Source organism: Bradyrhizobium valentinum (assembly GCF_001440405.1).
GTDB lineage: Bacteria > Pseudomonadota > Alphaproteobacteria > Rhizobiales > Xanthobacteraceae > Bradyrhizobium > Bradyrhizobium valentinum.
This window is the reverse complement of the sequence record NZ_LLXX01000161.1, coordinates 1-25,576: the sequence shown is the minus strand read 5'-3', so window position 1 is coordinate 25,576 and position 25,576 is coordinate 1. Positions and strand designations below refer to the sequence as shown.

The window sequence follows — 25,576 nt, the reverse complement described above, 5'->3', positions numbered from 1 at the left end:
GCTCATGGCCGGGCGACCGAGAATTGCATGCGCTGGGGCGTGCGGGCCTCGGCCTCGCGGCAGATCGCCAGCACTTCCGCAAGCACGCTGCGGGTGTCCCGCGGATCGATCACGCCGTCGTCGAGCACGCGTGCGCTGGTCGAGAACACATCCATCTGGCCGTCGAACACGCCCGTGATCTGCGCCTTCATCGCCTCGAGCTTCTCCTTCTCGATCGGCTTGCCGCGCCTGATAGCCGCGGCCTCGGTCACGATCGCCATGGTTTCGGCCGCCTGCTCGCCGCCCATCACGGCCGTCTTGGCGTTCGGCCAGGAGAAGCAGAAGCGCGGATGGAAGCCACGCCCGCACATGCCGTAATTGCCGGCGCCGAACGACGCCCCGCAATAGATCGTGATCTGCGGCACGGTCGCCGACGTCACCGCCTGGATCATCTTGGAGCCGTGCTTGATCATGCCGGCTTCCTCGTAAGCCTTCCCGACCATGTAACCCGTGGTGTTGTTCATGTAGAGCAGCGGCGTTCGCGACTGGCAGCAGGCCTGGATGAAGTGCGTTGCCTTGTTGGCGCCGGGCACATCGAGCGGGCCATTGTTGGTGATGATTCCGATCGCCTGCCCTTCGATACGGGCGTGACCGCACACGGTTGCGGGACCGTAGTTAGCACCAAACTCCGTGAAATCGGAATCGTCGACAAAACGCGCGATGGCCTGGCGCATGTCGACGGGACGCTTGTGGTCCATCGGCATGATGCCGAGCAGCTCCTCGGAGTCATAGCGCGGCGGCTTGAAGGACTCGGCCGCAGCCTTTGGTCGATCCCATTCGAGATTAGCCATGATGTCGCGCGCGATGCGCAGCGCGTCGCGGTCATCCTCGGCCAGATAATCGCCGAGGCCAGAAATGGAGGTATGCATCTCGGCGCCGCCGAGCTCCTCCTCGGTCGCGATCTCGCCTGTCGCCGCCTTCAAGAGCGGCGGACCGGCCAGGAACGCGCGGGTACGACCACGCACCATCACAATGTAATCGGAGAGCCCGGTCTGGTAGGCGCCGCCTGCCGTCGACGATCCATGCGTCACCGTGACGACGGGCAGTCCGGCCGCCGACAGCCGCGCCAGATTGCGAAAGATGTTGCCGCCGCGGATAAAATCCTCGACGCGGTAGCGCAAAAGGTTGGCACCGGCGCTTTCGACCAGTTGCACGTAGGGCAGCTTGTTTTCCAGCGCCAGTTCCTGCACCCGCAACGTCTTGTCGAGGCCGAACGGTTGCAGCGCGCCGGCGTCGATGCCGGAATCATTGGCGCTGACCATGCAACGGATGCCGGCAACGAAGCCGATGCCCGCGATCACGCCGCCGCCAGGCACGCTCTTCTCCGCATCCGGCACATCGAACATGTAGCCGGCGAGCGTCGATAGCTCGATGAAGGGCGAGCCGGGATCGAGCACCAGCGCCACGCGCTCGCGCGGCAGCAATTGCCCGCGCTTGTGAAAGCGGTCCTTGGCCGCGGCCGATGCGGTGCGCGTGCGATCTTCCAGCGAGCGCATCCGTGCGATCAGCGCCAGCATGCCGTCCCGGTTGGCCTTGAAGGCAGCGCTGGAGGGAACGACGGTCGATTCGATTACAGCCATAAACCAATTCACTCCGTCATTCCGGGATGGTCCGAAGGACCAGACCTCAGATGCGCAATTGCGCATCGGGGAATCTCGAGATTCCGGTTCACGCTTCGCATCGCCCCGGAATGACGACCTCAATGCCTTGTTCCAAATATCTGCCGCGTTTCGGCGGGGCTCGCGATTTCGCGGCCCGCCCGCCGCGCGCAGGCGGCAATGGCTTCAATCAACTGCCCGTTCGAAGTCACCTTCGTGCCATCAGCCAGATAGAACGTGTCCTCGAGGCCAGTGCGCAGATGGCCGCCGAGATCGGCGCAGCGCTGGTGCAGCGGCCAGATTTCGGCACGGCCGATCGCGGTGACCTGCCAATGCGCTTCCGGCAATTTCAGCTTCAACAGGATCGGCAACAGTTCCGGATCGGCCGGCATGCCGGAGGCGACGCCCATCACGAAATTATACTCCAGCGGCCCGGAATACATGCCGGTCTGCCGGTACATGCCGACGCAGCGCACGATGCCGACATCGAAACATTCGAATTCGGGAATCGTGCCGGCTTCCTTCATCACGTCGAGATAGTCCTGCACCTTCTCGACCGCGTTATCGAACATCATCGGCGGCCAGGCCCAGGTGTTGTCGGACTTCACCTTGAGATAATTCAGCGAGCCGGCGTTGCAGGCCGCGATCTCCGGCTTCGTCTCGCGTACGCAATCGAGCGCGCCCTGATATTTCGGACCCGACGTGCCTGTGGTGTGATTGATGATGACGCCGGGACAGGCCTCGCGGATCGCCTGCTGAATCTCTTTACTGATGTTGATGTCCCAGGACGGCAGGTGGCCCTTGTTCGGCTCCTGCTGGCGCAGATGGACATGCATGATGCTGGCGCCGGCATTGAACGCGGCCTTGGCCTCGCGCGCCATCTGCTCCGGCGTCACAGGCACGTTGTGCTGCTTCGGATCGGTCAGCACGCCGTTCAGCGCGCAGGTGATGACGGCCTTGTCGCCCATGGATCAACCTTCGAAAGCGGAACGCGAGGGATCGCGAAAATACCCAGCGCGATCATGCGTCCCGCATCAGCCAGCTTCTTGCGTCCACCCGCTATTGTCGGCGGCGACACGGCGGTGGCTATAGATCGCCAGATCGCGCGAACCTGAAAAGATCGCGCGCGGCTTCAAGCCATAGAAGCGACGGATCGAGTGGCTGAAATGCGTGGAATCGGGATAGCCGATATCCTGCGCGAGATGCGCAAGGTTGATGTCCTGGTTGGCGAAGTGAAGCAAATGCCGCGCGCGCTTCCAGGCGCGGAACGAACGGAATGATATTCCGGTCTCCTCCTTGAACAAATGCAGGAAGCGCGATGGAGATAATCCCGCCTCCGCGGCGCAGCTTGCGGCCGTCACCGGCTCGCCGGAGAATCTTCCGATCTGCACGATCGCACGCGCCACGCGGGGATCGAGTTCGCGCTGTGGCAAGGCCTCGCCAAGGCATAGAGAATCGAATTCGGCACTGGATAAATCATTGCCGGCGTGATGCTCACGCAGTTCGTGATAGGCGGCGCGAATGCGGCTGGTGAAAGCCGCACCTTCAGGTCCCGAGAGGCGCCTGGCGAGATCTTCGAGCACGCCCGGGCGAACGCTCTCCGGCTCGATCACGACGCTGAGCACCGAACGATAATCGCTGGCGATGGTGTGCCTGACGTTCGGCAGCACGGCGATCATTTCGCCATTGGTTTGCCGGCCATCGGTGGTGGTGAGCCAGAGACCGCCTTCGAGTGCGACATAGATGTTGAACCCGCCCGAGCAGCGTTGCCGGGGCCGGCCGAGCAGGCCGGCGTAGAACACGCGTTCCGGGGTAATCAGCATCAGATGGCCGGATTTGTGGCCGGTATCGTCCATGGCGCGTCCTCCTCGCGCGGCTCTCTGGCCGCTGCGACGGGGTCAACCATAGCGGAAATTTAGGGACTGACTACGGCGGAATCCGTCATTCCGGGGCGTCCGAAGGACGAACCCGGAATCTCGAGATTCCGGGTCTGGTGCTAACGCACCATCCCGGAATGACACATCCCTCAAGCCCGTATGCGCGGCGCCACATTCTGCTCGACGCCGGCCTTGCGTTCCGCCGCAACCGCCCGCTGGTAGCCTTCGCGTTCCTGCAACCGGGCCCAATAGGCGGTGACATTTGGCCCGAAATCCTTGGCCAGGCCGATATTGCCCGCCAGCCGTAGCGCATAGCCGTTGACGATATCGGCCGCGGTAAAGCGGCCGGCGCTGAGGAATTCCGCGTTCGCCGTCGCTGCTTCGACCGCCCGCAGCCGGCCCAGGAACCATTTCGCGTAGTCGCCGGCAACCTGCGGGTTCCGTCGTTCTTCCGGTTCGAGCTGGCTGTATCTCAGCACCAGCGTCTGCGGAAAGGTCAGCGTGGCGTCGCTGAAATACATCCAGTTCAGGAAGGCGCCGTAAGCCGGGTCGTCCTGACCTGCCACCAGCGGCGACGGCCCATATTTGGTGCCCAGGTAATAACAGATGCCAGAGGACTCCGTCATTTTGGTCTCGCCGTCGATCATGAACGGAATGGTGCCGAGCGGATTGATCGCGAGATATTCCTTGGCGAATACCCGCGGCGGGAACGGCAGCATTTTCAGCTCATAGGGCAGCCCCATCTCTTCCAGCATCCAGAGCGGACGGAACGAGCGGGCGCCGTCGCAGTGATAGAGCGTGATCATCAGTCGTTCCTCGTCATTATCCTGATTTCTCTTATTGGATTTTCGGCAGCGTGCCCATCATCTTGCACAGCACCGTCAGCATTACCTCGTCGGCGCCGCCCCCGATCGAGGTCAGGCGGCTGTCGCGATAGGCCCGGCTGACCGGCGTCTCGTTCATGAATCCCATGCCGCCCCAGAACTGCAGGCAGGCGTCGGTGAGTTCGCGCCCCAGACGCCCCGCCTTGAGCTTGGCCATGGTGGCAAGCCGCGTCACGTCCTCGCCCGCGATCAACGCCTCCGCGGCACGATAGACCAGCGCGCGCAACAGCTCGACCTCGGTCTGCATCTCCGCGAGCTTGAAATGGACGGTCTGGTTGTCGAGAATCGATTTTCCGAACGCCTTGCGGTTGCGGGTGTATTCGATGGTCTCGCCGATGATGAATTCATGCGCCTTGAGGCAGGCGGCCGCGCCCCACAGCCGCTCCTCCTGGAACTGCACCATCTGGTAGGTAAAGCCCTTGCCCTCCTCGCCGATGCGGTTGCGCTTGGGCACCCGGACATTGTCGAAGAAGATCTGCGCGGTGTCGGACGAGCGCATGCCCATCTTGTCGAGCTTGCGCGCCACCTGCACGCCCTTAGCCTTCATCGGCACACAGATCAGCGACTTATTGCGATGAACCTGGTCGTCGCTGGTGTTGGCGAGCAGGCAGATCCAGTCGGCCTGCACGCCGTTGGTGATCCACATCTTGCCGCCGTTGATGACATAGTCGTCGCCGTCGGAGCGCGCCTCCGTCTTGATCGAGGCGACATCGGATCCCGCGCCCGGCTCCGATACGCCGACGCAGGCTACCGCGTCGCCAGCAATAGCGGGGCTGAGAAACTCGCGGCGCACTTCATCCGAACCAAACCGCGCCAGCGCGGGCGTCGCCATATCGGTCTGCACCCCGATCGCCATCGGCACGCCGCCGCATTTGATGGCGCCGAGCTCTTCGGCCATCATCAGCGCGTAGGAGTAATCCAGCCCCTGACCGCCGAATTCGACCGGCTTGTTGAGGCCAAGGAAGCCGAGGCCGCCGAGGTTCTTGAACAGTTCATGCGCCGGGAAGATCTCGTTCTTCTCCCATTCGTCGACGAAGGGGTTGATTTCGGCGGCGATGAACTTTTGCAGGATACGGCGGGGTTCGTCGTGGTCGGCGGTGAAGAGCATGTGTTCCTTTCTGTCATTCCGGGGCGACGCGAAGCGTCGAACCCGGAATCTCGAAATTGTTTAATCTCATCTCCAGATTCTCCGATGTGCAATTGCACATCGTAGTTCGCGTCTTCGACGCGCCCCGGAATGACGGTGTAAGTCACAACCCCATCTGCCGCGAGGCGAGATCCTTCATGATCTCCTCGGTGCCGCCGCCGATGGCGTTGACCTTGACCTCGCGATAGATTCGCTCGACCTTGACGCCGCGCATGAAGCCGGCGCCGCCAAAGATCTGCACCGCCTCGGAGGCGCAGAATGCCATGGTCTGGGTCGCCTGGTTCTTCATCATGCAGATTTCGGCGACCGGGCTCTCGCCCTGTCCGAGCCGCCACGCCAGCATTTCCAGCATCGCCTGCGACGCCGCCACCTTCTGCGCCATGTCCACGATCTTGTGACGGATCACCTGGTGCTGAGCAATCGGCTTGCCGAAGGTCTTGCGCTCCTTGGCATACGCCATCGCTTCCTCGACGCAGACACGAGCGTAAGCCGTGCAGCTCGCCGCCATGCCCATACGCTCGCTGTTGAAATTGTGCATGATGATCTTGAAGCCCTGCCCCTCCTCGCCGATCAGGTTCTCGGCCGGCACGCGGCACTCGTCGAAATGCAAGGTCGCAGTATCCGACGCCCACCAGCCCATCTTCTTCAGTTTTGTACGTGACAGACCCGGCGTGTCGCCTTCGATCAGCAACAAACTGACGCCGCCCGGCCCCTCGCCGCCGGTACGCACCGCGACCGTCAGATAGTCGGCCCGCATGCCCGACGTGATGAACGTCTTTTCGCCGCTAACGACATAATGATCGCCGTCGCGCCGCGCCTTGGTGCGCAAATTGGCGACGTCGGAGCCGCCGCTCGGCTCGGTAATCGCGAGCGCCGAAATCCTCTCGCCCGACAGCACCTGCGGCAACACCCTTGCCTTGACCTCGGGCCGGGCCGCACGCGCGATCGGCGGCGAGCCAATGGTGTGGCTCATCAGGCTCGAACTGACCCCGCCGGCGCCGGCGCGCGCCAGCTCCTGCGACGCCACGATTTTCATGAACTGGTCGGCGGCCACTCCGCCATATTCTTCCGGGAAGCCGAGTCCAAGCAGCCCGATCTCGGACGCTTTGCGATAAAGCTCGCGCGGAAACTCGCCGGCTTCATCCCATTCATGGGCATAGGGCTCAATCTCGCGCGTCACGAAGCGGCGCATCACATCGCGGAACGCTTCATGATCGACGGTATAGAACGGGCTTTGCACCCTTGTGCGCTCCGGCATGCTTTCCTCCCAACGGATCACGATGCCCCGATTTGCCTCTCGCAAACTTGCGTTGAGCGGCTGCAGCCGATCTGGCCACGGGCCAGCTAAACAACGCAAGACAATATGCCGATATGCCGGCTTCACTCGAAGAAATGAGATAAAATCGGCCGATATCGCGGCGCAAGACCGCTCTACCTTGGAGGAAGCATGTCGTCGGTTCGCTATTACGACTGGATCGCGCATTTCGGCCGCCGCACGCCGGACAAGATCGCGGCTATCGACCTCGCCAGCGAACGACGGCTTTCCTACGCGCAGTTCGATGCGCGGATTTCACGTCTTGGCACCCATCTGCGCGACAAACTCCGCGTCACGCGCGGCGACCGCGTCGCCGTGCTGGCGCTGAACACATCAGATACGCTCGAGGTGCAGTTCGCCTGCGGCCGGATCGGCGCGGTATTCCTGCCGCTGAACACGCGGCTTACGGTTCCGGAATTGCAGTTCATCGTCGGCGATGCCTCGCCGAAGGTGATGATTCACGACACTGATCTCGCCGAAATCGCGCTATCCGTCGCCAAGCTCTGCAATGTTTCGTCGGCGCTGCGGCTCGGTGCGGGCAGCTCCTACGAAGCGGCGATTGCAGCTTCAAAGCCGCTCGACCGCTTTGAGGACGTCACGCATGACGACATCTCGACCATCATGTACACGTCGGGCACGACGGGCCTGCCCAAGGGCGCGATCATCACCCATGGCATGACGTTCTGGAACTGCGTCAATCTTGGCGGCCCCGCCTATATTTCGCCGTCGAGCGTGCTGCTCACCGTGCTGCCGCTGTTCCATACCGGTGGGCTCAATTGCTACACCAACCCGGTGCTGCATGCCGGCGGCACCGTCCTGATCATGCGCACATTCGACCCTGGCGTGGCGCTGCAACTGATCAGCGATCCGTCGTGGGGCATCAACCAATTCTTCGGCGTACCCTCGATCTACCAGTTCATGGCGCAGCATCTGTCTTTTGCCACCTCCGACTTCAGCCGGCTGGTGATCGGCGGCGTCGGCGGTGCGCCGATGCCGGTGCCACTTTTGAAAGTGTGGGAGGAACGCGGCGTCGCCCTGCAGCAGGGATACGGCATGACCGAGACCAGCCCGGCCGTGCTCACGCTCGACAAGGAAGACGCCGTGCGCAAGGCCGGCTCGTCCGGCAAGCCGGTGCTGCATACAGAAGTGCGGATCGTCCGTCCTGACGGAACCGACGCGGATGTCGGCGAACTCGGCGAGCTCTGGGTCAAGGGGCCGAACGTCACGCCGGGCTACTGGAACAGGCCGGACGCCAACCAGTCATCCTTCACCGACGGCTGGCTGCACACCGGCGATGCCACGCGCGTCGACGAGGAAGGGTTCTATTACATCGTCGACCGCTGGAAGGACATGTACATTTCCGGCGGCGAGAACGTGTATCCGGCCGAAGTCGAAAGCGTGCTGCACCAGCTCACCGCAATCGCCGAAGCTGCCGTGATCGGCATTCCCGATGAGCAGTGGGGCGAGGTCGGCATGGCGATCGTTGCGGTCAAGCCAGGCCATACGCTCCGGCCAGAGGAGATCCATGCGCACTGCCAGGCCAATCTGGCGCGGTTCAAATGTCCGCGCCTAGTCGAGTTCGTCGATGCCCTGCCGCGCAACGCGACCGGGAAAATCCACAAGCCGACATTGCGAGAGAGATTCGGCGCGCCGAAGCCGACCGACAAAGCGGCCATTGCTTCATGATCGTGCGCCGGCATGCGACAAACGAAGAGCCCGCCGGTTCATCACCGGCGGGCTCTTGTATCAGAGGCCAATTTGAGGATCCCAGTACATCCGTGGAAATCCCGAAATCGGCAACCTTTAATCGACGCGAAGGTTCTCGGCGCTGGTCTTGCCGCGCATCGGGTCCTTCTTCGCTTCGAACGAGATCTTCTGACCTTCATTGAGCGAGCTCAGACCTGCACGTTCGACGGCGCTGATATGAACGAAAACGTCGGTGCTGCCATCATCAGGCTGAATGAAGCCGAAGCCCTTGGTCGCGTTGAACCACTTAACTGTTCCGGTAGCCATGTAACTATCTCCAAGATGCGCGAAAGCGCTTTGCCCGCACGACCTCCGTGCAGGTTTGATCCGATTTCAACGATGTCTTGGGGATTGGAGCCGGTTCGGCGTGGTCAACAAGGCAGAGCGATTACTTCGAATAAGAGCCATATAGGCTGCTTCTCCGGGAATGCAAGGCCGGTGGGCCTTATCCCGGCAAGAACAGCGCAAACGGCTCATCGGTCGTCCGCCGCAGATGCTGGCGATATTGGGCGTAGTTGGGGTCATCGACTGAGACCCGGCCGAAGGTCGGATCGGCAACCATCTTGATCGGCAAATAGGCGATTGGCGCGGCAATCGGCGTTAACAGCGAGCCGCGGCCTGCGAGCAATGTGGTGATGATGCCGTACATCTCGCCCGAAATCGCCAGCCGCGCCACCGTGATCAGGCGGTGCTGGCCGTGCCGGTTGGTGACGAGATAGATATGGCCGGACTGGTTCGGCACCGCCACTTCGCCGAACTGGGTGAAGGCTGCGTCCTGCCGTTCGCTTTCGTGAAACACCAGCGACGATGCCGCCGCGTCCCATGAGATCTCGGTGCGGTAGGCGAAGATCGCGTCCTTGTCGCCGAACGACGGGCGTACCGTGACATAGGTTCCCTCGATCCAGGCGACCGCGCGGCGCGAATAGGCGCCAAGTCCGTCGGGCGCAACCTCGCCGTTGACAGCGGCGGCTACTGGCGCCTCCGGCGGCTTGCGCAAGGAGACGCCGAGCGCATGCTCGAGGCGGACGGTGGTGGCTAGGGTGAAGGGGCGGCGGCCGCCCAGCACCTTTTCCAGCGTCGAGAGGCTGAGCTTTGCGAGTTCGGCCAGGGATTGCCGGGAGATACGGCGACGGGCGATCTCCTCACGAATGGTGTCTGCGATCTGCCGGCTTTGCTCGGCGGAAAGCTGCTTGTCCGGCGTCGGCATCGTCACCCCTGGTTTGCGCGCGCCAGTCTAGCAGACGGACAATCCATCACAAACCCGCACAAAACCGTCCCGGCCGTGGCGGAGCGCGGTGGCCGGCGACCGAACAATGCCGATCATTCCGCTCGCGCCAAATCGCTGAATTCCACACCCTCTCGCGTGGCGAAATCGCCGTTCGGGAGTGAGCGACATGACGACATGCGACGAAATTGAGGCCGACAAACGCAGCGAGCAGCCCAGCCTGATCAGGCTGGTGCTGTTCTTTGCGATGCAAGGCGTTGCCGTAATCCCGGTCGGGTTTGCGGCATTATTTTTGAGCTTTGCGCCGGTGTGGTCGGCGGAGCGCCCGCCGGCCAACTATCTCAAGCTGGGCGACGCGCGCTCTGGTTCGCTGCTCATAAGAAATGAGGAAGGTTACGCCGATGCTTCGCGGCTCGGCATCGATGTCGACCTCACCGTATCGGGTCCCACGGTCCGCGCCCGCGTCACCCAGATTTTCCGTAACCCGACGCAAGACTGGGTGGAGGCCGTCTACGTCTATCCGCTTCCGTCCGGCGGCGCCGTCGATACGCTGAAGATGGTGATCGGCGATCGCGTCGTGGTCGGCGACATCAAGGAGCGGCAACAGGCGAAGATCGTCTACGAACAGGCGAAGCAGAACGGGCAGAAGGCGGCGCTGACCGAACAGGAACGGCCGAACATCTTCACCAATTCGGTCGCCAATATCGGCCCCGGCGAAACCGTGCTGGTGCAGATCGAATACCAGGAGCCGATCCAGCAATCCGGCAACGAGTTCTCGCTGCGGGTACCGATGGTGGTCGCGCCGCGCTACAATCCCGCGCCCGTGGTGCAGAGCGTCGACTTCCGGCCCGATGGCGGCGGTTGGGGAGCCGTCAAATCCGACCCCGTGCCGGATCGCGACCGCATCTCGCCCGAAGTGCTCGACCCCGCGAGCAACGCGCCGGTCAATCCGACGCGCATCACGGTACGGCTGCAGGCCGGCTTCCCGCTCGGCGAAGTCAAGAGCTTCCATCACGCGATCAAGACGGAAAAACCCGACGCTAATACAAGCATTCTTCGCCTCGCCGAAGGCCCGGTGCCGGCGGACCGCGATTTCGAGCTGACCTGGAAGCCGGCGGCCGAGAAGGCGCCATCGGTGGGACTGTTCCGCGAGCGCGTCGGCGACAGCGATTACCTGCTCGCCTTCGTCACGCCGCCGGCGGTCGAGCAGACGCGGCAGAAACCGCTGCCGCGCGAGGTGATCTTCGTGATCGACAATTCCGGCTCGATGGGCGGCGTCTCGATCATCCAGGCCAAGGCGAGCCTCATCTACGCCCTCGGCCGCCTGCAGCCGAACGACCGCTTCAATGTGATCCGGTTCGATCACTCCATGGATGTGCTGTTCCCGTCAGCCGTGCCGGCCGACAGGGAGCATATCGGCCGCGCCACCTCCTATGTCGGCGCGCTGCAGGCCAACGGCGGCACCGAAATGGTGCCGGCGATGCGAGCAGCGCTGTCCGACAGCGTCGGCGATGCCAACTACATCAGGCAGGTCGTGTTCCTGACCGACGGCGCCATCGGCAACGAACAGCAATTGTTCGAAACCATCAACGCGCTGCGCGGCCGCTCGCGCATCTTCATGGTCGGCATCGGCTCAGCCCCGAATACCCACCTGATGACGCGCGCCGCCGAACTGGGCCGCGGCACCTTCACCCATATCGGTTCAGTGGAACAAGTCGAGGAGCGCATGCGCGGCCTGTTCGCCAAGCTGGAGAATCCCGCGGTGACGAATCTGACAGCCAAGTTCTCCGACGCCGCGGCCGACATCACGCCCGTCGCGATCCCCGATGTCTATCGCGACGAGCCGCTGGTTCTGGCTGCAAAGCTCGACCAGCTTGCGGGCTCGGTCGAGATCAAGGGCCGCATCGGCGACCGTCCCTGGGTCGTCACCCTGCCGCTGGCGAATGCCGCTGAAGGCAAGGGCCTGTCCAAACTCTGGGCGCGACGCAAGATCGCGGATGCCGAGGTTGCGCGCACCACGCGACAGGCAACGCCGGAAGATGCCGACAAAACCATTCTGGCGCTGGCGCTCGAGCATCAGCTCGTCACGCGCCTGACCAGCCTGGTTGCGGTCGACAAGACGCCGAGCCGGCCTCAAGGCGAGCCGCTCAAGGTCTCGGAACTGCCGATCAACCTGCCGGCCGGTTGGGATTTTGAAAAGGTGTTCGGCGAGCGCCCGCGCGTTCCGGCAACGCCGGCCGAACGGCGCGCGGATACCGAGGAGGCGCAGGTTCAGGTCGCGGCGCTAAAGCGGGCACAGCCTGTCGCTACCCAGGCGCCCAATACGGTCACGCTGCCGAGGACGGCGACTGACGCCGAGTTGAAGATGATTGCGGGTGTGATCCTGCTCACGGTCAGCCTGATCCTGCTGGTGTTCAATCGGCGTCAGATGTCACTGCGTTGACATCGCTGAAAGGAGGAGGCTCCCCGACCTCCTCTTTTCCAGAGCGCGCGCGGCTTCACCCGTCCCCCAGGGCCGCGCGCGCCGCTTTTTTTCGACGCACGTCATTCCGGGATGGTCCGAAGGACCAGACCCGGAATCTCGAGATTCTCAGGTGCGCAATTGCGCACCCTAGTTCGATGCTTCGCATCGCCCCGGAATGACGACGTGAGATCGCTCGCAATGACGGCACAACAACCAATGCCCCGCGTTTTCCTCCCTCTCCTTCTCGCCCTGATCGGCCTGATCCTGTTCGGCCAAGGCACCTACATCTACGCCAAGGCGCTGCTCGCACAGGTCCTCCTGGAACACGCCTTTGAGAAAGCCATTGCCACCGGGGGCGAGACGAAGCCGTGGTCGTGGGCCGACACATGGCCGGTCGCCCGCATCGAGGTGAAACGGCTTCACGCCCACGCCATCGTGCTCGCGGGCAGTAGCGGCCAGGCGCTCGCCTTCGGCCCGGGCCATGTCGAACGAACGCCCAATGCCGGCGAACGCGGCGTTGCCGTCTATTCGGCGCATCGCGATACGCATTTCGCTTTCCTGAAAAACGTCGTCGTCGGTGACGAGATCGAGGTGACACGAAGCGACGGCAAACACTTCCGCTACCGGGTGGATGCCGCTTCGGTCGTGCGCTTCGATGCCTCCGGCATCGATCCGCTCGCGGACGGATATCAACTGGTGCTGTCGACCTGTTGGCCATTCGACGCACTGACCCAGGGGCCGGAGCGCTATCTTGTGCACGCCACCATGATTGGGTTCGTTCCGGATCTGCACTGAATCTCCGCGAGCCGGGATATCGTGCGCGGAGCGAATGGCGCTGCTCGCGCAACGCGTGTTGCCACCCTCGCCAAGTCCCAATAGAAAGGCCTCAATCACAAGAAAATCATGACGCGGCGTTCGTCCTCGATCGCCACGGCCAAGGAAACAACAGAGTCAAGGAATATCCATGGACGCTCAGGCAAGCACCGCATCGCATCAAGCCGAAAAATGGTCGCCTCCGTCTGACGCCAGCGACATCGTCAAGCGTATCCATGCGATGCTCCACCCGCGCAACATCGTGCTGGTCGGCGCCACCGACAAGCCCGGCAACTATGCCGAGCGCATCTGGAACAATCTGATCAAGTACAAGTACGAAGGCGGGCTGTTTCCGGTCAACGCCAAGCGCGAAACGATCTGGGGCGTGCCCTGCTACAAGGATTTTGCGAGCCTCCCCGAAAAGCCCGATCATGTGCTGGTGCTGGTGCCGGCGCGTTTCGCGGTGCAGGTGATCCGCGATGCCGCCGCCGCCGGTGCGCGCTCTGCAACCATCGTCACCTCGGGCTTCAGCGAGCTGCAGGACGAGGAAAGCCAGCGGCTGGCCGTTGAATTGAAAGAAGCCGTGCGCGAGACCGGCCTCGCCGTCACCGGCCCGAACTGCCTCGGCAATCTGAGCGCAGGCGAAAAGCTGTTCACCAATATCGACGACCGCATCGTCACCATGGAAGCCGGTCCTGTCGCGATTGCCGGGCAATCCGGCGCGATCGTGATGGCGATCCGCCAGACGCTGGAAGATCGCGGCGTCGGCGTCGGCTACATGGTTACGACCGGCAACGAGACCGGTCTCGAGACGCCCGATTTGATGGCCTATTTCGCCGCCGATCCCTCGATCCGCGTCATCGTGGTCTATCTCGAAGGCGTCCGGAACACGAAAGTGTTTCGCGAAGCCTGCAAGGCCGCCCGCGCCGCCGGAAAGCCTGTCATCGCGCTGAAACTCGGCGCCTCCGAAGGCGGCCGCGCCGCCGCGATGGCGCATACCGGGGCGCTCGCCGGCTCCATCGAAACATTCGATGCGATCTCAACGCGCGAAGGCGTGATCCGCGTCCGCGGGCTGGACGAGTTGATCGAGACCACCGAATGTTTCGTCCATGCCGATCCGCCGAAAGGCGACCGTATCGCGGCGGTTTCACTGTCGGGCGGCAAGCGTGGCCTTCTGATCGATGCGTTCTATTCGGCAGGCATGAATTTCGCCCCGCTCAGCGCGAATGCAACAGAGCAACTGGCGCAAATGCTCGGGCCTGGCAGCATCATCGGCAATCCGCTCGACGCGGGCTTTGCCGCTGTGGTCGATCCCTCCGTCTACATCAAGTCGATCAAGATCATGATCGACGACCCCGACACCGATATCGTCATCATCGACGCCGAACTGCCGAAAGCGCCGCATGAACTACGCGAGCGTAATCTGCGCCTCGTCAACGAGATGGCCGGCGCCGCAAGCAAGCCTGTCGTTTACATCAGCGCGATGTCGATCGGGTTCACTGAGTTCACCAAGGGTTTGCGCAAATCGCTGCCGAACATCGCAGTCATGCAGGGCCTCGACCGGGCGGTCGGCGCGATCAAGTCGCTGATCGAGTATGCGTCCCTGCGCAAGGAAGTGCCCGACATCGTGTCGAGCTCGAAAGCTTCCGCGCGCGCGGTGTTGGAAAAGACGCTCAAGGCCGCCAACGGCGCAGCCGCGCTGGACGAAGTCGCCTCGAAGAAGCTTCTCAAGGCCTACGGCATTCCCGTCTCCAAGGAAGAAATCGCGCAGACCGCGGCGGAAGCGGTGAAGATCGCCAAGAAGATCGGTTTTCCCGTCGTGGCAAAAGTCGTCAGCGCCGACATCCTGCACAAATCCGACATCGGCGGGGTGGTGCTGAACCTCAACAGCGCGGCCGAAGTGAAGAAGGCCTTCAACGACATCACGGCGCGGGTGAAGAAGATCAAGAGCAAGCCCAGGCTGGAGGGCATTTTGATCGCGCAGCAGGTCAAGGCCGAGCTCGAACTCGTGGTCGGCGCCTCGCTCGACGCCGAGATGGGGCCGGTGGTGCTGTTCGGCACCGGCGGCGTCGATATCGAATTGATGAAGGACGTCGCGCTCGCCGGCGCACCGCTGGATGACGCCGAGGCAAAGCAGCTCATCGGCAAGACCAAGGCCGGCGTAAAAATGAAGGGCTATCGCGGCAAGCCGGCGCTGCACGAGCCTTCCGCCGTGAAGGCGCTGGTCGGCCTGTCCAATTTGATGGCCGATGCCGGCAACCGGATCGCCTCGATCGACGTCAATCCGTTCCTGATCAACAGCAAGGTCGGTGTCGCCGTCGACGGCCTGATCGTGCTCAACAACGCCGCGGCCAACAAGGCGGCGAAGCATTAGGCGATGGATTCGTCTGCCACTGTCGTCCCTGCGAAAGCAGGGACCCATAACCACCGATGCTAATGGGTTACGAGAACAGCTAGCACCATCGCCTTGCCGATGGGCCGCGGCGTATGGGTCCCTGCGTTCGCAGGGACGACGGAAGTAATTACAATCCTACGCCCCACTTCTGTGCCGTCTGCAAAATCCAGTCGCGATAGAGCGTCAGCGGCGTCACCCCGGTCATGCCGCCGCAGCCCGCCGAGCCGTTCGGCCCGGTCGACCAGCTTACAACGCCGACGATGACGGGGCCGCTTTGCTTGTCCTCGAAAACAGGCGCGCCGGAATCTCCGGTGCAGGCGCCAAGCCCCTCGCGCGCGCCCTGCCCCACGGGATCGACAAGCCTGATCTGCAATGTCCCCGGCCTGCCCGTCGCGACCAGGCCGGCGACGCGGACGGTGCCGCCGCTCTTGCCGTCGCCGCGCACGGTCACGCCGATGCCCGCGATGGTAAAACGGTTGCCGACGTTGATCGGGATGTTGGGCAATCCGAGCGCGGCCTGCGTCCTTCCCTTCGGCGGCGTCGCCAATTGCAGCAACGCGACATCCGCCGTCGCGCGATGTCCCGACATCGCCTGCATGTTGAAACCGGGATGAATGGCGACGGTCCTGACGTCCTGCAGCGACGGCTGCCGGTCCGCACCGTATTCGACGATCTTGTAGTCCGCGCCCGGCTGCACGCAGTGCGCTGCGGTCAGCACCAGTTTCGGTGCAATCAACGTGCCGGTGCAGAAATTGCCGCGCGAGCCGACGATGGTAATGATCGAACGGCCGACGCCCTCCGCCGACGGCGCGCCGCCGCCGACGATGGCGTGCGCGGGAACGGATAGCAAAGCGAGGCTGGCAATCAAGCGAGGCAGGATGTTCATCGGCGCAGCAATAGCCCGCGCCGCGCGTGTCGCCAAGCGCCGGATCGGGCTGGTTCCAGCGCACATTCCGTGTTAGCCGCTCTCCCAACACATCACTTTCAGGCAGGGAACGATGATCGAGGCAGTGATCTGGGATTTCGGCGGAGTTCTGACCACCTCGCCGTTCGAGGCCTTTACGCGGTTCGAGACCGAGCGCGGCTTGCCCGCCGACATCATCCGGCGCACCAATGCCGCCAACCATCTTGAAAACGCCTGGGCCAAGTTCGAGCGCGCCGAGGTCGATATCGAAGCCTTCGACGAGTTGTTTGCGGCCGAATCGCTGGCGCTGGGCGCGGCAGTTCGCGGCAAGGACGTGCTGCCGCTGCTCTCGGGCGATCTGCGGCCCGAGATGGTCGAGGCGCTCAAGCGCGTGAAGGCGCGGCTCAAGACCGGCTGCATCACCAACAACCTTCCCGCCAACGCGATCGGCAGCCACAGTGGCCGCACGCTCTATGTCGCCGAGGTGATGGTGTTGTTCGACCATGTCATCGAGTCGGCAAAAATCGGCCTGCGAAAGCCCGACCCGCGTATCTACCGGATGATGGTCGAGACGCTGAAGGTCGATCCCAAGAACTGCGTCTATCTCGACGACCTCGGCGTCAACCTGAAGCCGGCGCGCGAGATGGGCATGACCACGATCAAGGTGGTCAATGCGGCGCAGGCCATCACCGAGCTGGAGGCAGCAACCGGGCTTACATTGCGCTAGGCGGAAAATGGCGGAATTTGCCGCCGCCCATGACGAAACGGCGCTTGTTCTTTGCCGGGAACGCAGGCAGAACATTCCGAAATCTATCGAATTTCGGAGTTGAAACCCGTGGCTGATATCAGGCCGTCGGCCTCGATCGAGGCAGTGGAAAGCGGTCTTGCTGCGCAAGGCTATATTGCAAGCCGCCAGATCGCGACCGCGGTCTATCTGGCGCAGCAGATCGAAAAACCCATCCTCGTCGAGGGCCCCGCCGGCGTCGGCAAGACCGAGCTTGCGAAAGCGATCGCCGCATGGCGCGGCATGAAGATGATCCGCCTGCAATGCTATGAGGGGCTCGACGAGGCCAAGGCGCTCTACGAGTGGAAATACGCCAAGCAGCTTCTCTACACGCAGATCCTGAAGGACAAGCTCGGCGAAGTGCTCGGCGGTGCGCCGACGCTGGAAGCGGCGCTCAATCAGCTTCACGATTTCGGCGATGTGTTCTTCTCTAAGGAATTCGTCGAGCCGCGGCCGCTGTTGCAGGCGCTGGAGCAACCCGCCGGCTGCGTGCTGCTGATCGACGAAATCGACAAGTCGGACGCGGAGTTCGAGTCGCTATTGCTGGAAATCCTCAGTGATTTCCAGGTGACGATACCGGAACTCGGAACAGTGGTCGCGGTCGCGCCGCCGACGGTGATCCTGACCTCGAACAGCGAACGCGATCTCGGCGACGCGCTGAAGCGGCGCTGCCTCCATCTTCACATCGGCTTCCCCGAGCAGAAGCTGGAAGAGCGGATCGTCGAGAGCCGCGTGCCCGGCATCTCGCAGGCGCTGCGCAAACAGATGGTGAGCTTCATCCACGAGGTCCGCACGCTCGATCTGAAGAAGCTGCCGTCGGTCAGCGAGACCATCGACTGGGCGCGGGTGCTCGTCTTGCTGCAGGCGCCCGAGCTTGGTCATGAGATGGTCAAGGACACGCTCAACGTCCTCCTGAAATACGAGGCGGATATCGAGGCCACCATGCCTCAAGTCTCGACCTTCATCGCCAAGGCCTCGCGTCAAAACGTCTTCGGGTGACGAGCGAATGAGGGAGAACCTGCATCGCTTCTTTCGTGCGGCGCGGGGCGCAGGCGTGAGGCTCTCGCCGGCCGAAAGCATCGATGCGATGCGGGCCGTCTCCAAGGTCGGTTTTGCCGATCGCACCATCCTGCGCGATACATTTCTCCTGACGCTCGCCAAGACGCAGGACGAGAAGAAGGCGCTCGGCGATTGCTTTGATCTGTTCTTCGATCAGCCTGAACCGCAATCACCACCCGAGGACCGCAAGGCAGACGAGCAGGACGCAGAAGGATCCAACGGTGCGTCCGATTCACCCGGCGACGCCAGCGGCGGCGACGAGCAGGCCGAGGGGCTCGGACAGCTCGCTCAGATGCTGCTGGCGCAGGATCGCAATCAGATTTCGGCGGCGATCGCCAACGCAGCGAGCGCTGCCTCGCTGCCCGACATCCGCTATTTCACGCAGCGCGGCATCTTCTCCGGCCGCATCCTCGACCAGATGGGCATCCAGCGCCTGCGCGACGATCTCGACAATCTCGCCGCAACCAACCCTGCCCTGGCGGAGCGGCTAACCAACGCGCTGGACGGGCTGCGCGGCACGGTCCGCGATACCGTCTCGCAGGCCTTGATGCTGTACGGCCGCGAGGAAGCGGAAAACCTGCGCAACGAAATTTTGCGCAATGCGCCGCTGTCGCGAATCGAGCCGCGGCAGGTCGATCAGATGCGGCATCTGATCCGCCAGATCGCCCGTCGCCTGCGCGAGCGCTACTCCAAGCCGCGCAAGCGCCAGCGCCGCGGTCATCTCGACGTGCGCCGAACCATCCGGCGTAACGCCGCCTGGGGCGGCGTGCCGTTCCTGACTGCCTGGAAACGGCGGCACCGCGACAAGCCGAAGATCGTGGCGCTCTGCGACGTCTCGGGCTCGGTGGCGCGGGTTTCGGATTTCTTCCTGCTGCTGATCCACAGCCTGCATGAGGTCGTGGACGACGTTCGCTCGTTTGCGTTCTCAGGTCACCTGATCGAGGTCAGCGACATCCTGGAATCCAAATCGCCGGAAGAGGCGATGGCCGAGATCATGTCCAAGGTCGGCTTCGGCTCGTCCGATTACGGCAACTCCTTCGACGATTTCGAACGCGAGTGGATGAACGCGATCACGCCGCAGACCACTGTGATCGTGCTCGGCGACGCCCGCAGCAACAATCTCGATCCGCGCGCCGACATCCTTCGCCGCATCGCAGAACGGTCGAAGCGGCTGGTGTGGCTCAATCCGGAGGGACGCATGGCCTGGGGCTGGGGCGATTCCGAAATGCCGCGCTACTCGACCTTCTGCACCGTGGTCCGCCAATGCGCCACCGCAAAGCAGCTCGAACGCGCGGTGTCCGATATCGTGGCGAGCTATCAGTAGGCACCTTTACCCCACAATTGTCGTCCCGGCCTTGAGCCGGGACCCATAACCGCAGATGTCTATGTTGCTCGATGCTGGGGTCGCGGCCTCGTGTAACAGCAAACATTTGTGGTTATGGGTCCCTGCGTTCGCAGGGACGACGATGAACTTTCGCAGGGACGACAATAATTACGCGTCGATCGCCTCCTTGATGCGCTTGCGCGTCAGCGGCAAATTCCGCAGCCGCTTTCCCGTGGCATTGGCAATGGCGTTTGCAATCGATGCCGCCGTCGGCCCCTGCCCGGTCTCGCCACTGCCGAGGAACGGCTGCCCCGGCCGGTCGATGATGTGAACCTCGATGCTTTCCGGCACGGCATCGAAACGCAGGATCGGATAGGTCTGCCAGTCGATGCTGGTTATCCTGGTGTCGTCGAAGGTAACGCTTTCATACAATGTCCAGCTCATTGACTGCACGATTGCGCCTTCGATCTGGTTGATCAACCCGTCCGGATTGACCACCTGCCCGCTGTCAACCGCCGCCACCGCGCGGACCAGCCGTGGACGGCCGGTCTCCCGATTGACCTCGACCTCGGAAGCAACAGCGCAATAGGCTGCCAGATTCTTGTAGCGCGCAAAGGCAAAGCCGAAGCCGCGATCCTGCGGCGCTTTCTGGCCGCTCTTCCATTCGAAACCCAGCGCCGCCTTTTCGATCACGGCACGGCCACGCTGATCCTCCAGATGTTTCAAACGGAATTCGACCGGGTCGGCATCGGCGAGGCCTGCGAGTTCGTCCATAAAGCTCTCGATCGAAAACACATTGTGATAGGCGCCCAGCGCGCGCAACGCGGAAATTCGGAGCGGCATCGCCGGGATGAAGTGGTGCACCACCTGCGCGTTGGGAAACGTGTAAATCGGGATTGCGTTGCGGTCACCGCCGCCTTCCGGCAGCGGCAACGGCCTGGGAGCAGGCACGGCAAAGGGTTGCGCCATGTGCTGCGCCGCCAGCATCGATCCGGCGCCGCCCGGCCGCATCGAGTGCGTATTGCTCCAGACATCGAAATGCCAGTCGGCGATCTTGCCGTTGCTGTCGAGCGAGGCCTTGAGTTTCGTCACCATCGCCGGGCCGAACGGCTCCCAGGCATGTTCCTGCTCGCGCATCCATTGCACGCGAACCGGGCGGCCGGGCAATGCACGGGCGATCAGCGCGGCGTCAGCCGCGGCATCGTCGGCGCCATTGTGACCGTAACAGCCGGAGCCTTCGACATGGATCAGGCGAACACTGGCCGGCGGCACCCGCAGCATCTCAGCGATGGCCTGACGATCAGGATAGACGCCCTGTGTGTGCGTCCACACCGTCATGGCATCGTCAACCAATTGCGCGACCGCGCAGGACGGCCCGACCGAGCCATGCAACTGATAAGGCCGCGTATAGATCGCTTCGATGGTCTTTCCCCTGGAGACGGACGGATCGCTGCGCTGGAAGATTGTGGAATCCTGCGACGGCAAATGCATCAGCACGTTCAGGAGATCGTCCTGCTTCGGCAGGCTCGCACTCTCTTTCCATTTCGCCGCTGATGACAGCGCGTTCATCGCCTTGATCGACTGAAACTCTTTCTCGGCGACCACAGCCAGGAAATTGCCATCGCGCACGACTTTCACAACGCCGGCAAGTTTTTCGACTGCCGAACTGTCGCACTCCGTCAGTTGCGCGCCATAACTCGGCGGCCGCACGACACGGGCGTGCACCATGCCCGGCAGCCGCATGTCCTGCACATAGACCCCGCCTCCCGTGACTTTTGCGGGGATATCGACGCGTCGCACCGGCTGGCCCATCACCTTGAGGGTCGCAGGGTCCTTGAGCCTTGATTTCGGCTGCGCCTGCACATGCAACATATCGGCGGCGACCAATTCGCCATAGGACAGCCGCCGGCCATCCGGCGAGATCACCGCGCCATTTTCGGTTCGGAGATTCTCCGCCGGCAGATCAAGGCGCTTCGCGGCCTCCGCGACCAGCAATTCACGCACCTGCGCCGCCGCGTTCTGGATCGCGGTACCGCTATCCTGCATCGAGCGGCTTCCGGCCGTGTAGCCCTCGTTCGCTGTAAGTTTCGTGTCGGCGGTGATGACCTTTAACGATTCGAACGGCAGATCGAGTTCTTCCGCAGCGATCTGCTGGAACGCGGTCCTAAATCCTTGGCCGAGTTCGGCCTTGCCGGTGAAGACCGTGATGCTGCCATCGGCATCGATGCGGATCCAGGAGTCCAGGTATGCCGTGGCCGCGAGACTGCCGGGAGGCTTGGACGGTGGCGTCGCGGCCGGAGCCTGGTCTTGCGCGAAAGCGCTCGTGAGCGAGAAGCTGACGATCAGTGCACCCCCGCCCGCAAGCACACGGCGACGATCGAGAATGAGCGGGGCGTTCATTGCGCGCTCCTGTTGGTTGTCGAAGACGCATCGGCTGCCTCCATCAACCGCGCCGCACGGCGTACCGCGCGCAGGATGCGCATATGCGTACCACAACGACATAGATGCTGCTCGAGCGCAGCGCGGATTTCTGCATCGGTCGGCTTGGAATTCTTCAGCAACAGTGCCTGCGCCCGCATCATCATGCCGGGAATGCAGTAGCCGCATTGCGCCGCCTGCTCTTCGATGAAGGCACGCTGGATCGGCGCCGGCTCGGACACCGAGCCAAGACCTTCGAGCGTCGTCACCTGCTTGCCTTCCAGCAAGACCATGGGCGTTATGCAGGAGAGAATGGCCTTGCCGTCGACGATCACGGCACACGAGCCGCATTGGCCAAGCCCGCAGCCGAATTTGGCGGCGTTGAGCTTGATATCATCGCGCAGCACATAGAGCAGCGGCGTATCCGGATCGGCATCGACCTGATGTTCCCGACCATTGACCTTCAATGTCATCATGGCTTGTCTCGCTGCGTCGGATCGGCCGGAGCATTGCGCGGCCCGGCCGATGTCTGGAGGTAGACTGTCACGGCGCGGCGCGCATCCGCGACGGTCTTTTCAACGCCGGTCCATGCCGGCTGCTTGCTGAAGCGAGCGCGTAGATAGTTCAGCAGCGCTGCCATCTGCGCATCGTTCATGCTATCGGCGAAGCCCGGCATAATCGGGCTGCGTTCGCCTTCGACGGCTGAGACGCCCGACAGCACGACGTTGGCGAGATTGCGGGGATCGGGGCTGGAGACTGCCGTGCTGAGCGCGAGATTGACGCCGCCATAGGGTAGCGGCCGGCTCGTCTCATGGCAGGATGCACAGGCGCCGACATAGATCGTCGCGCCAGCCGTGTCGGTCTGCGAAGCCTGAGACGGTGATCTGGCTTGCGCGAGCGCGGCCTCGCCTTCTTGTTTGCGATCTGGGGTCGGTGTGCCTGATATGTCGGCCATATAGACTGCGATGGCGCGGACATCGCTATCCGGCACGGACGACAGGTTGCTGACCACTTGTGCCATCGGCCCGCGCGCCGTGCCGTGATCGGGATGCCAGCCGCTGCGCAAGTACATGTAGAGCGCGTCGGCATCCCATGGCACCGGCGCATGCGAGCGGTCGTTCAGGGCATAGGCGAGCCAGTTGTCGACGTCGCCGCCGGCAAACTGGGCGTTCACGCGTTCCGCGCCAAGCGCGTTGCGCGGCGTGTGGCAAGCGCCGCAATGGGCAAGGCCGGCGACCAGATAGGCACCGCGATTCCATTCGGCGCTCCTCGTCGCGTCGGGCTGATAGCTATCGCGGCGAAGGAACAACAGTTTCCACCCGGCGATGACCGGCCGCTGATTAAGCGGAAAGGAAATCTGGTTTTCGCGCGAGGGCGCATGGACCGGTTGTCGCGTCATCAGGAAGGCATAGAGCGCCCGGTCGTCTTCATCGGAAACATGGGTGAAATGATCGTAGGGAAAGGTCGGATAGAGGTGCTCGCCCTTACGGTTGACCCCGTCGCGCATCGCGCGGCGGAACGCTGCTTCCGACCATTGGCCAATCCCGGTCTCTGCATCCGGTGTGATGTTGGAGGAGTAAATCGTTCCGAACGGCGTTGGCACCGGCAGGCCACCGGCAAAGTTCTTGCCCCCGCGCACGGTGTGGCATTCGTTGCAATTGCCGATCGCCGCGAGATCGCGGCCGCGCTTGATCAGGGCGGCATCGAACGCGTATGGCGCCGGGGGATCGATCGCCGGAATGACCGGCCGCCAAACAATCGCAAAAGCCATCGCCACGCCGACGATCAGCATGACAGCGATACCGCTTGTGATGAGCCGAGACGATCTGGTCATGCTCATGAATTTGAATTTGTTGTTCGACCGTGGTTTAACACGGACATCCCGGCCTCGTTCGCCCGAGACGGCATCGATCACCGCCTGTTGACCCCTTTGAAGCCGATATGGAAGCGAACACAGCCCTCAATCGCCACTCAGGAACCGCTCGGGACGCGCTTTCCGTACTGAATCACGTATTCGGCCTACCGAGCTTTCGCGGCGCGCAGGAAGAAATCGTTCGCCACGTCGCGGGTGGCGGCAACTGCCTGGTGCTGATGCCGACCGGCGGCGGCAAGTCGATGTGCTACCAATTGCCATCCCTGCTGCGCGAAGGCTGCGGCATCGTGGTATCGCCGCTGATCGCACTGATGCGGGACCAGGTCGCGGGGCTTCTGGAAGCCGGTGTCAATGCGGCCGTGCTGAATTCCACGCTGTCGTTCGAGGAAGCCTCGGAAGTCGAGCGTCGGCTGCTAGCTGGCGATCTTGATCTGCTCTATGTCGCGCCGGAACGGCTGCTGACACCGCGCTGCCTGTCTCTGCTTGGCCAAGCCAATATCGCGCTGTTTGCGATCGACGAAGCACATTGCGTGTCGCAATGGGGGCATGATTTCCGCCCGGAATATATCGGCCTGTCCGTCCTCGCCGAACGCTTTCCGAACGTGCCGCGCATTGCGCTGACCGCGACTGCCGACGAGATGACGCGCAAGGAGATCGTGACGCGGCTTGGGCTAGCCGGCGCGCCGAGCTTCATCTCGAGTTTCGACCGTCCGAACATCCGCTACGAAATCGTCGAAAAGCAAAATGCGCCGGCCCAACTCAAGGCCTTCATCAGCGAGCGTCACGCCGGTGACGCCGGCATCGTCTATTGCCTGTCGCGCGCCAAGGTCGAGGACACCGCGGAAGCGCTGACCAGCGCCGGCATCCCGGCGCTACCCTATCACGCAGGCCTCGACGGCAGCGTTCGTGCTCGCAACCAGGATCGTTTCATCAACGAGGACGGCGTCGTGATCGTCGCCACCATCGCGTTCGGCATGGGCATCGACAAGCCGGACGTGCGCTTCGTGGCGCATCTCGACCTGCCGAAAAGCATCGAGGCCTATTACCAGGAGACCGGACGCGCCGGGCGCGACGGCAAGCCCTCCAGCGCCTGGATGGCCTATGGCCTGTCCGACATCGTGCAGCAGCGCCGCATGATCGACGAATCCACCGGCTCCGACGCCTTCAAGCGCGTCTCGATCGGCAAGCTCGACGCGCTGGTGGCGCTGGCGGAAACCGCGGGCTGCCGGCGCAGCCGCCTGCTCGGCTATTTCGGCGAGCACGCGACCACCAGCAATTGCGGCAATTGCGACAATTGCCTGTCGCCGCCGCAGCTTCGTGACGGCAAGGTCGCCGCGCAGAAACTCTTGTCCTGCGCCTACCGCACCGGGCAACGTTTCGGCGCCATGCACTTGATCGACGTGCTGGTCGGCCGCATGACTGAGCGCGTCACGCAATTCGGCCACGACAAGCTGTCCGTGTTCGGCATCGGCACTGATCACAATGAAAAGCAATGGCGCGCCGTGATCCGCCAGTTGGTCGCCATTGGCCACCTCAAGGCTGACAGCGAGGCCTTTGGCGCGCTGAAACTGACGGAAAGCGCACGCGGCGTCCTGAAAGGCGAGACCGAGGTGATGCTGCGCGAAGCGGCACCCGGCACGCGCATCCGTGCCAGCCGCGCAAAATCAAGGCGCGGCGATCTGGCGCCACGCGCGGAGACCAAACCCGCCGA

The 25,576-nt window shown here is 63.1% G+C and carries 20 protein-coding genes; 8 read left to right on the top strand and 12 right to left on the bottom strand.

What is annotated here, in order from left to right; genetic code table 11:
• Window positions 1–2: 2 nt before the first annotated feature.
• From CP49_RS28365 to CP49_RS28340, 6 genes are all read right to left on the bottom strand, one after another.
• Window positions 3–1,619: an acyl-CoA carboxylase subunit beta gene (locus CP49_RS28365; RefSeq protein ID WP_057853438.1), complete on the bottom strand. Its 1,617-nt coding sequence runs from the start codon at window positions 1,617–1,619 to the stop codon at window positions 3–5.
• Between the two features lie 119 nt (window positions 1,620–1,738).
• Window positions 1,739–2,605: a beta-keto acid cleavage family enzyme gene (locus CP49_RS28360; RefSeq protein ID WP_057853437.1), complete on the bottom strand. Its 867-nt coding sequence runs from the start codon at window positions 2,603–2,605 to the stop codon at window positions 1,739–1,741.
• A 66-nt stretch (window positions 2,606–2,671) separates the two neighbouring features.
• Entirely contained in the window at window positions 2,672–3,493 is an 822-nt protein-coding gene (locus tag CP49_RS28355; protein ID WP_057853436.1) for a helix-turn-helix domain-containing protein, read from the bottom strand.
• Window positions 3,494–3,663: 170 nt separating this feature from the next.
• The gene (locus CP49_RS28350; RefSeq protein WP_057853435.1) at window positions 3,664–4,320 is read right to left on the bottom strand and encodes a glutathione S-transferase family protein; all 657 of its coding nucleotides are present in this window, start codon (window positions 4,318–4,320) and stop codon (window positions 3,664–3,666) included.
• 31 nt (window positions 4,321–4,351) lie between these two features.
• The gene (locus CP49_RS28345) at window positions 4,352–5,506 is read right to left on the bottom strand and encodes an acyl-CoA dehydrogenase family protein (protein ID WP_057853434.1); all 1,155 of its coding nucleotides are present in this window, start codon (window positions 5,504–5,506) and stop codon (window positions 4,352–4,354) included.
• A gap of 142 nt (window positions 5,507–5,648) precedes the next feature.
• Window positions 5,649–6,803, bottom strand: a complete 1,155-nt coding sequence (locus CP49_RS28340; protein WP_057853433.1) for an acyl-CoA dehydrogenase family protein — start codon at window positions 6,801–6,803, stop codon at window positions 5,649–5,651.
• A gap of 189 nt (window positions 6,804–6,992) precedes the next feature.
• Between CP49_RS28340 and CP49_RS28335 the strand changes: the two genes are divergently transcribed.
• Complete coding sequence (locus tag CP49_RS28335) at window positions 6,993–8,546, top strand: acyl-CoA synthetase (RefSeq protein WP_057853432.1); 1,554 nt, start codon at window positions 6,993–6,995, stop codon at window positions 8,544–8,546.
• A 117-nt stretch (window positions 8,547–8,663) separates the two neighbouring features.
• Here CP49_RS28335 and CP49_RS28330 read toward each other — a convergent pair whose 3' ends face one another.
• Entirely contained in the window at window positions 8,664–8,873 is a 210-nt protein-coding gene (locus CP49_RS28330; RefSeq protein ID WP_057841312.1) for a cold-shock protein, read from the bottom strand.
• Between the two features lie 178 nt (window positions 8,874–9,051).
• Window positions 9,052–9,813: a helix-turn-helix domain-containing protein gene (locus CP49_RS28325; protein ID WP_057853431.1), complete on the bottom strand. Its 762-nt coding sequence runs from the start codon at window positions 9,811–9,813 to the stop codon at window positions 9,052–9,054.
• Window positions 9,814–10,000: 187 nt separating this feature from the next.
• Between CP49_RS28325 and CP49_RS28320 the strand changes: the two genes are divergently transcribed.
• From CP49_RS28320 to CP49_RS28310, 3 genes are all read left to right on the top strand, one after another.
• Complete coding sequence (locus CP49_RS28320; RefSeq protein ID WP_156438707.1) at window positions 10,001–12,274, top strand: marine proteobacterial sortase target protein; 2,274 nt, start codon at window positions 10,001–10,003, stop codon at window positions 12,272–12,274.
• Between the two features lie 237 nt (window positions 12,275–12,511).
• Window positions 12,512–13,090, top strand: a complete 579-nt coding sequence (locus CP49_RS28315; protein WP_057853429.1) for a class GN sortase — start codon at window positions 12,512–12,514, stop codon at window positions 13,088–13,090.
• Between the two features lie 169 nt (window positions 13,091–13,259).
• Complete coding sequence (locus tag CP49_RS28310) at window positions 13,260–15,482, top strand: acetate--CoA ligase family protein (protein ID WP_057853428.1); 2,223 nt, start codon at window positions 13,260–13,262, stop codon at window positions 15,480–15,482.
• A 148-nt stretch (window positions 15,483–15,630) separates the two neighbouring features.
• Here CP49_RS28310 and CP49_RS28305 read toward each other — a convergent pair whose 3' ends face one another.
• Window positions 15,631–16,389, bottom strand: a complete 759-nt coding sequence (locus CP49_RS28305; RefSeq protein ID WP_057853538.1) for a S1 family peptidase — start codon at window positions 16,387–16,389, stop codon at window positions 15,631–15,633.
• A gap of 112 nt (window positions 16,390–16,501) precedes the next feature.
• On the opposite strand from CP49_RS28305, the gene CP49_RS28300 reads away from it, so the two are divergent.
• The 3 genes from CP49_RS28300 to CP49_RS28290 all read left to right on the top strand — a co-directional run bounded on the left by CP49_RS28300 (window position 16,502) and on the right by CP49_RS28290 (window position 19,574).
• Window positions 16,502–17,134 (top strand): HAD-IA family hydrolase, encoded by a 633-nt coding sequence (locus CP49_RS28300; protein ID WP_057853427.1) that lies wholly within the window; start codon window positions 16,502–16,504, stop codon window positions 17,132–17,134.
• A gap of 108 nt (window positions 17,135–17,242) precedes the next feature.
• Complete coding sequence (locus CP49_RS28295) at window positions 17,243–18,190, top strand: AAA family ATPase (RefSeq protein ID WP_057853537.1); 948 nt, start codon at window positions 17,243–17,245, stop codon at window positions 18,188–18,190.
• Window positions 18,191–18,197: 7 nt separating this feature from the next.
• The gene (locus CP49_RS28290) at window positions 18,198–19,574 is read left to right on the top strand and encodes a vWA domain-containing protein (protein WP_057853426.1); all 1,377 of its coding nucleotides are present in this window, start codon (window positions 18,198–18,200) and stop codon (window positions 19,572–19,574) included.
• Between the two features lie 168 nt (window positions 19,575–19,742).
• On the opposite strand, the gene CP49_RS28285 is transcribed toward CP49_RS28290, so the two are convergent.
• From CP49_RS28285 to CP49_RS28275, 3 genes are read right to left on the bottom strand one after another with little or no spacing between them, the layout of a single operon-like run.
• Window positions 19,743–21,974, bottom strand: coding sequence for a xanthine dehydrogenase family protein molybdopterin-binding subunit (locus CP49_RS28285; protein WP_057853425.1), 2,232 nt, complete (start codon window positions 21,972–21,974; stop codon window positions 19,743–19,745).
• On the bottom strand, window positions 21,971–22,468 hold the full coding sequence (locus CP49_RS28280; RefSeq protein ID WP_057853424.1) for a (2Fe-2S)-binding protein: 498 nt from the start codon (window positions 22,466–22,468) through the stop codon (window positions 21,971–21,973). The genes CP49_RS28285 and CP49_RS28280 overlap by 4 nt, the downstream gene beginning before the upstream one ends.
• On the bottom strand, window positions 22,465–23,826 hold the full coding sequence (locus CP49_RS28275) for a c-type cytochrome (RefSeq protein WP_057853536.1): 1,362 nt from the start codon (window positions 23,824–23,826) through the stop codon (window positions 22,465–22,467). Before CP49_RS28275 ends, CP49_RS28280 begins: the two co-directional genes overlap by 4 nt.
• A 107-nt stretch (window positions 23,827–23,933) precedes the next feature.
• Here CP49_RS28275 and recQ point away from each other — a divergent pair.
• A partial coding sequence (recQ, locus tag CP49_RS28270; RefSeq protein ID WP_057853423.1) for a DNA helicase RecQ occupies window positions 23,934–25,576 on the top strand: 1,643 nt, incomplete at its 3' end.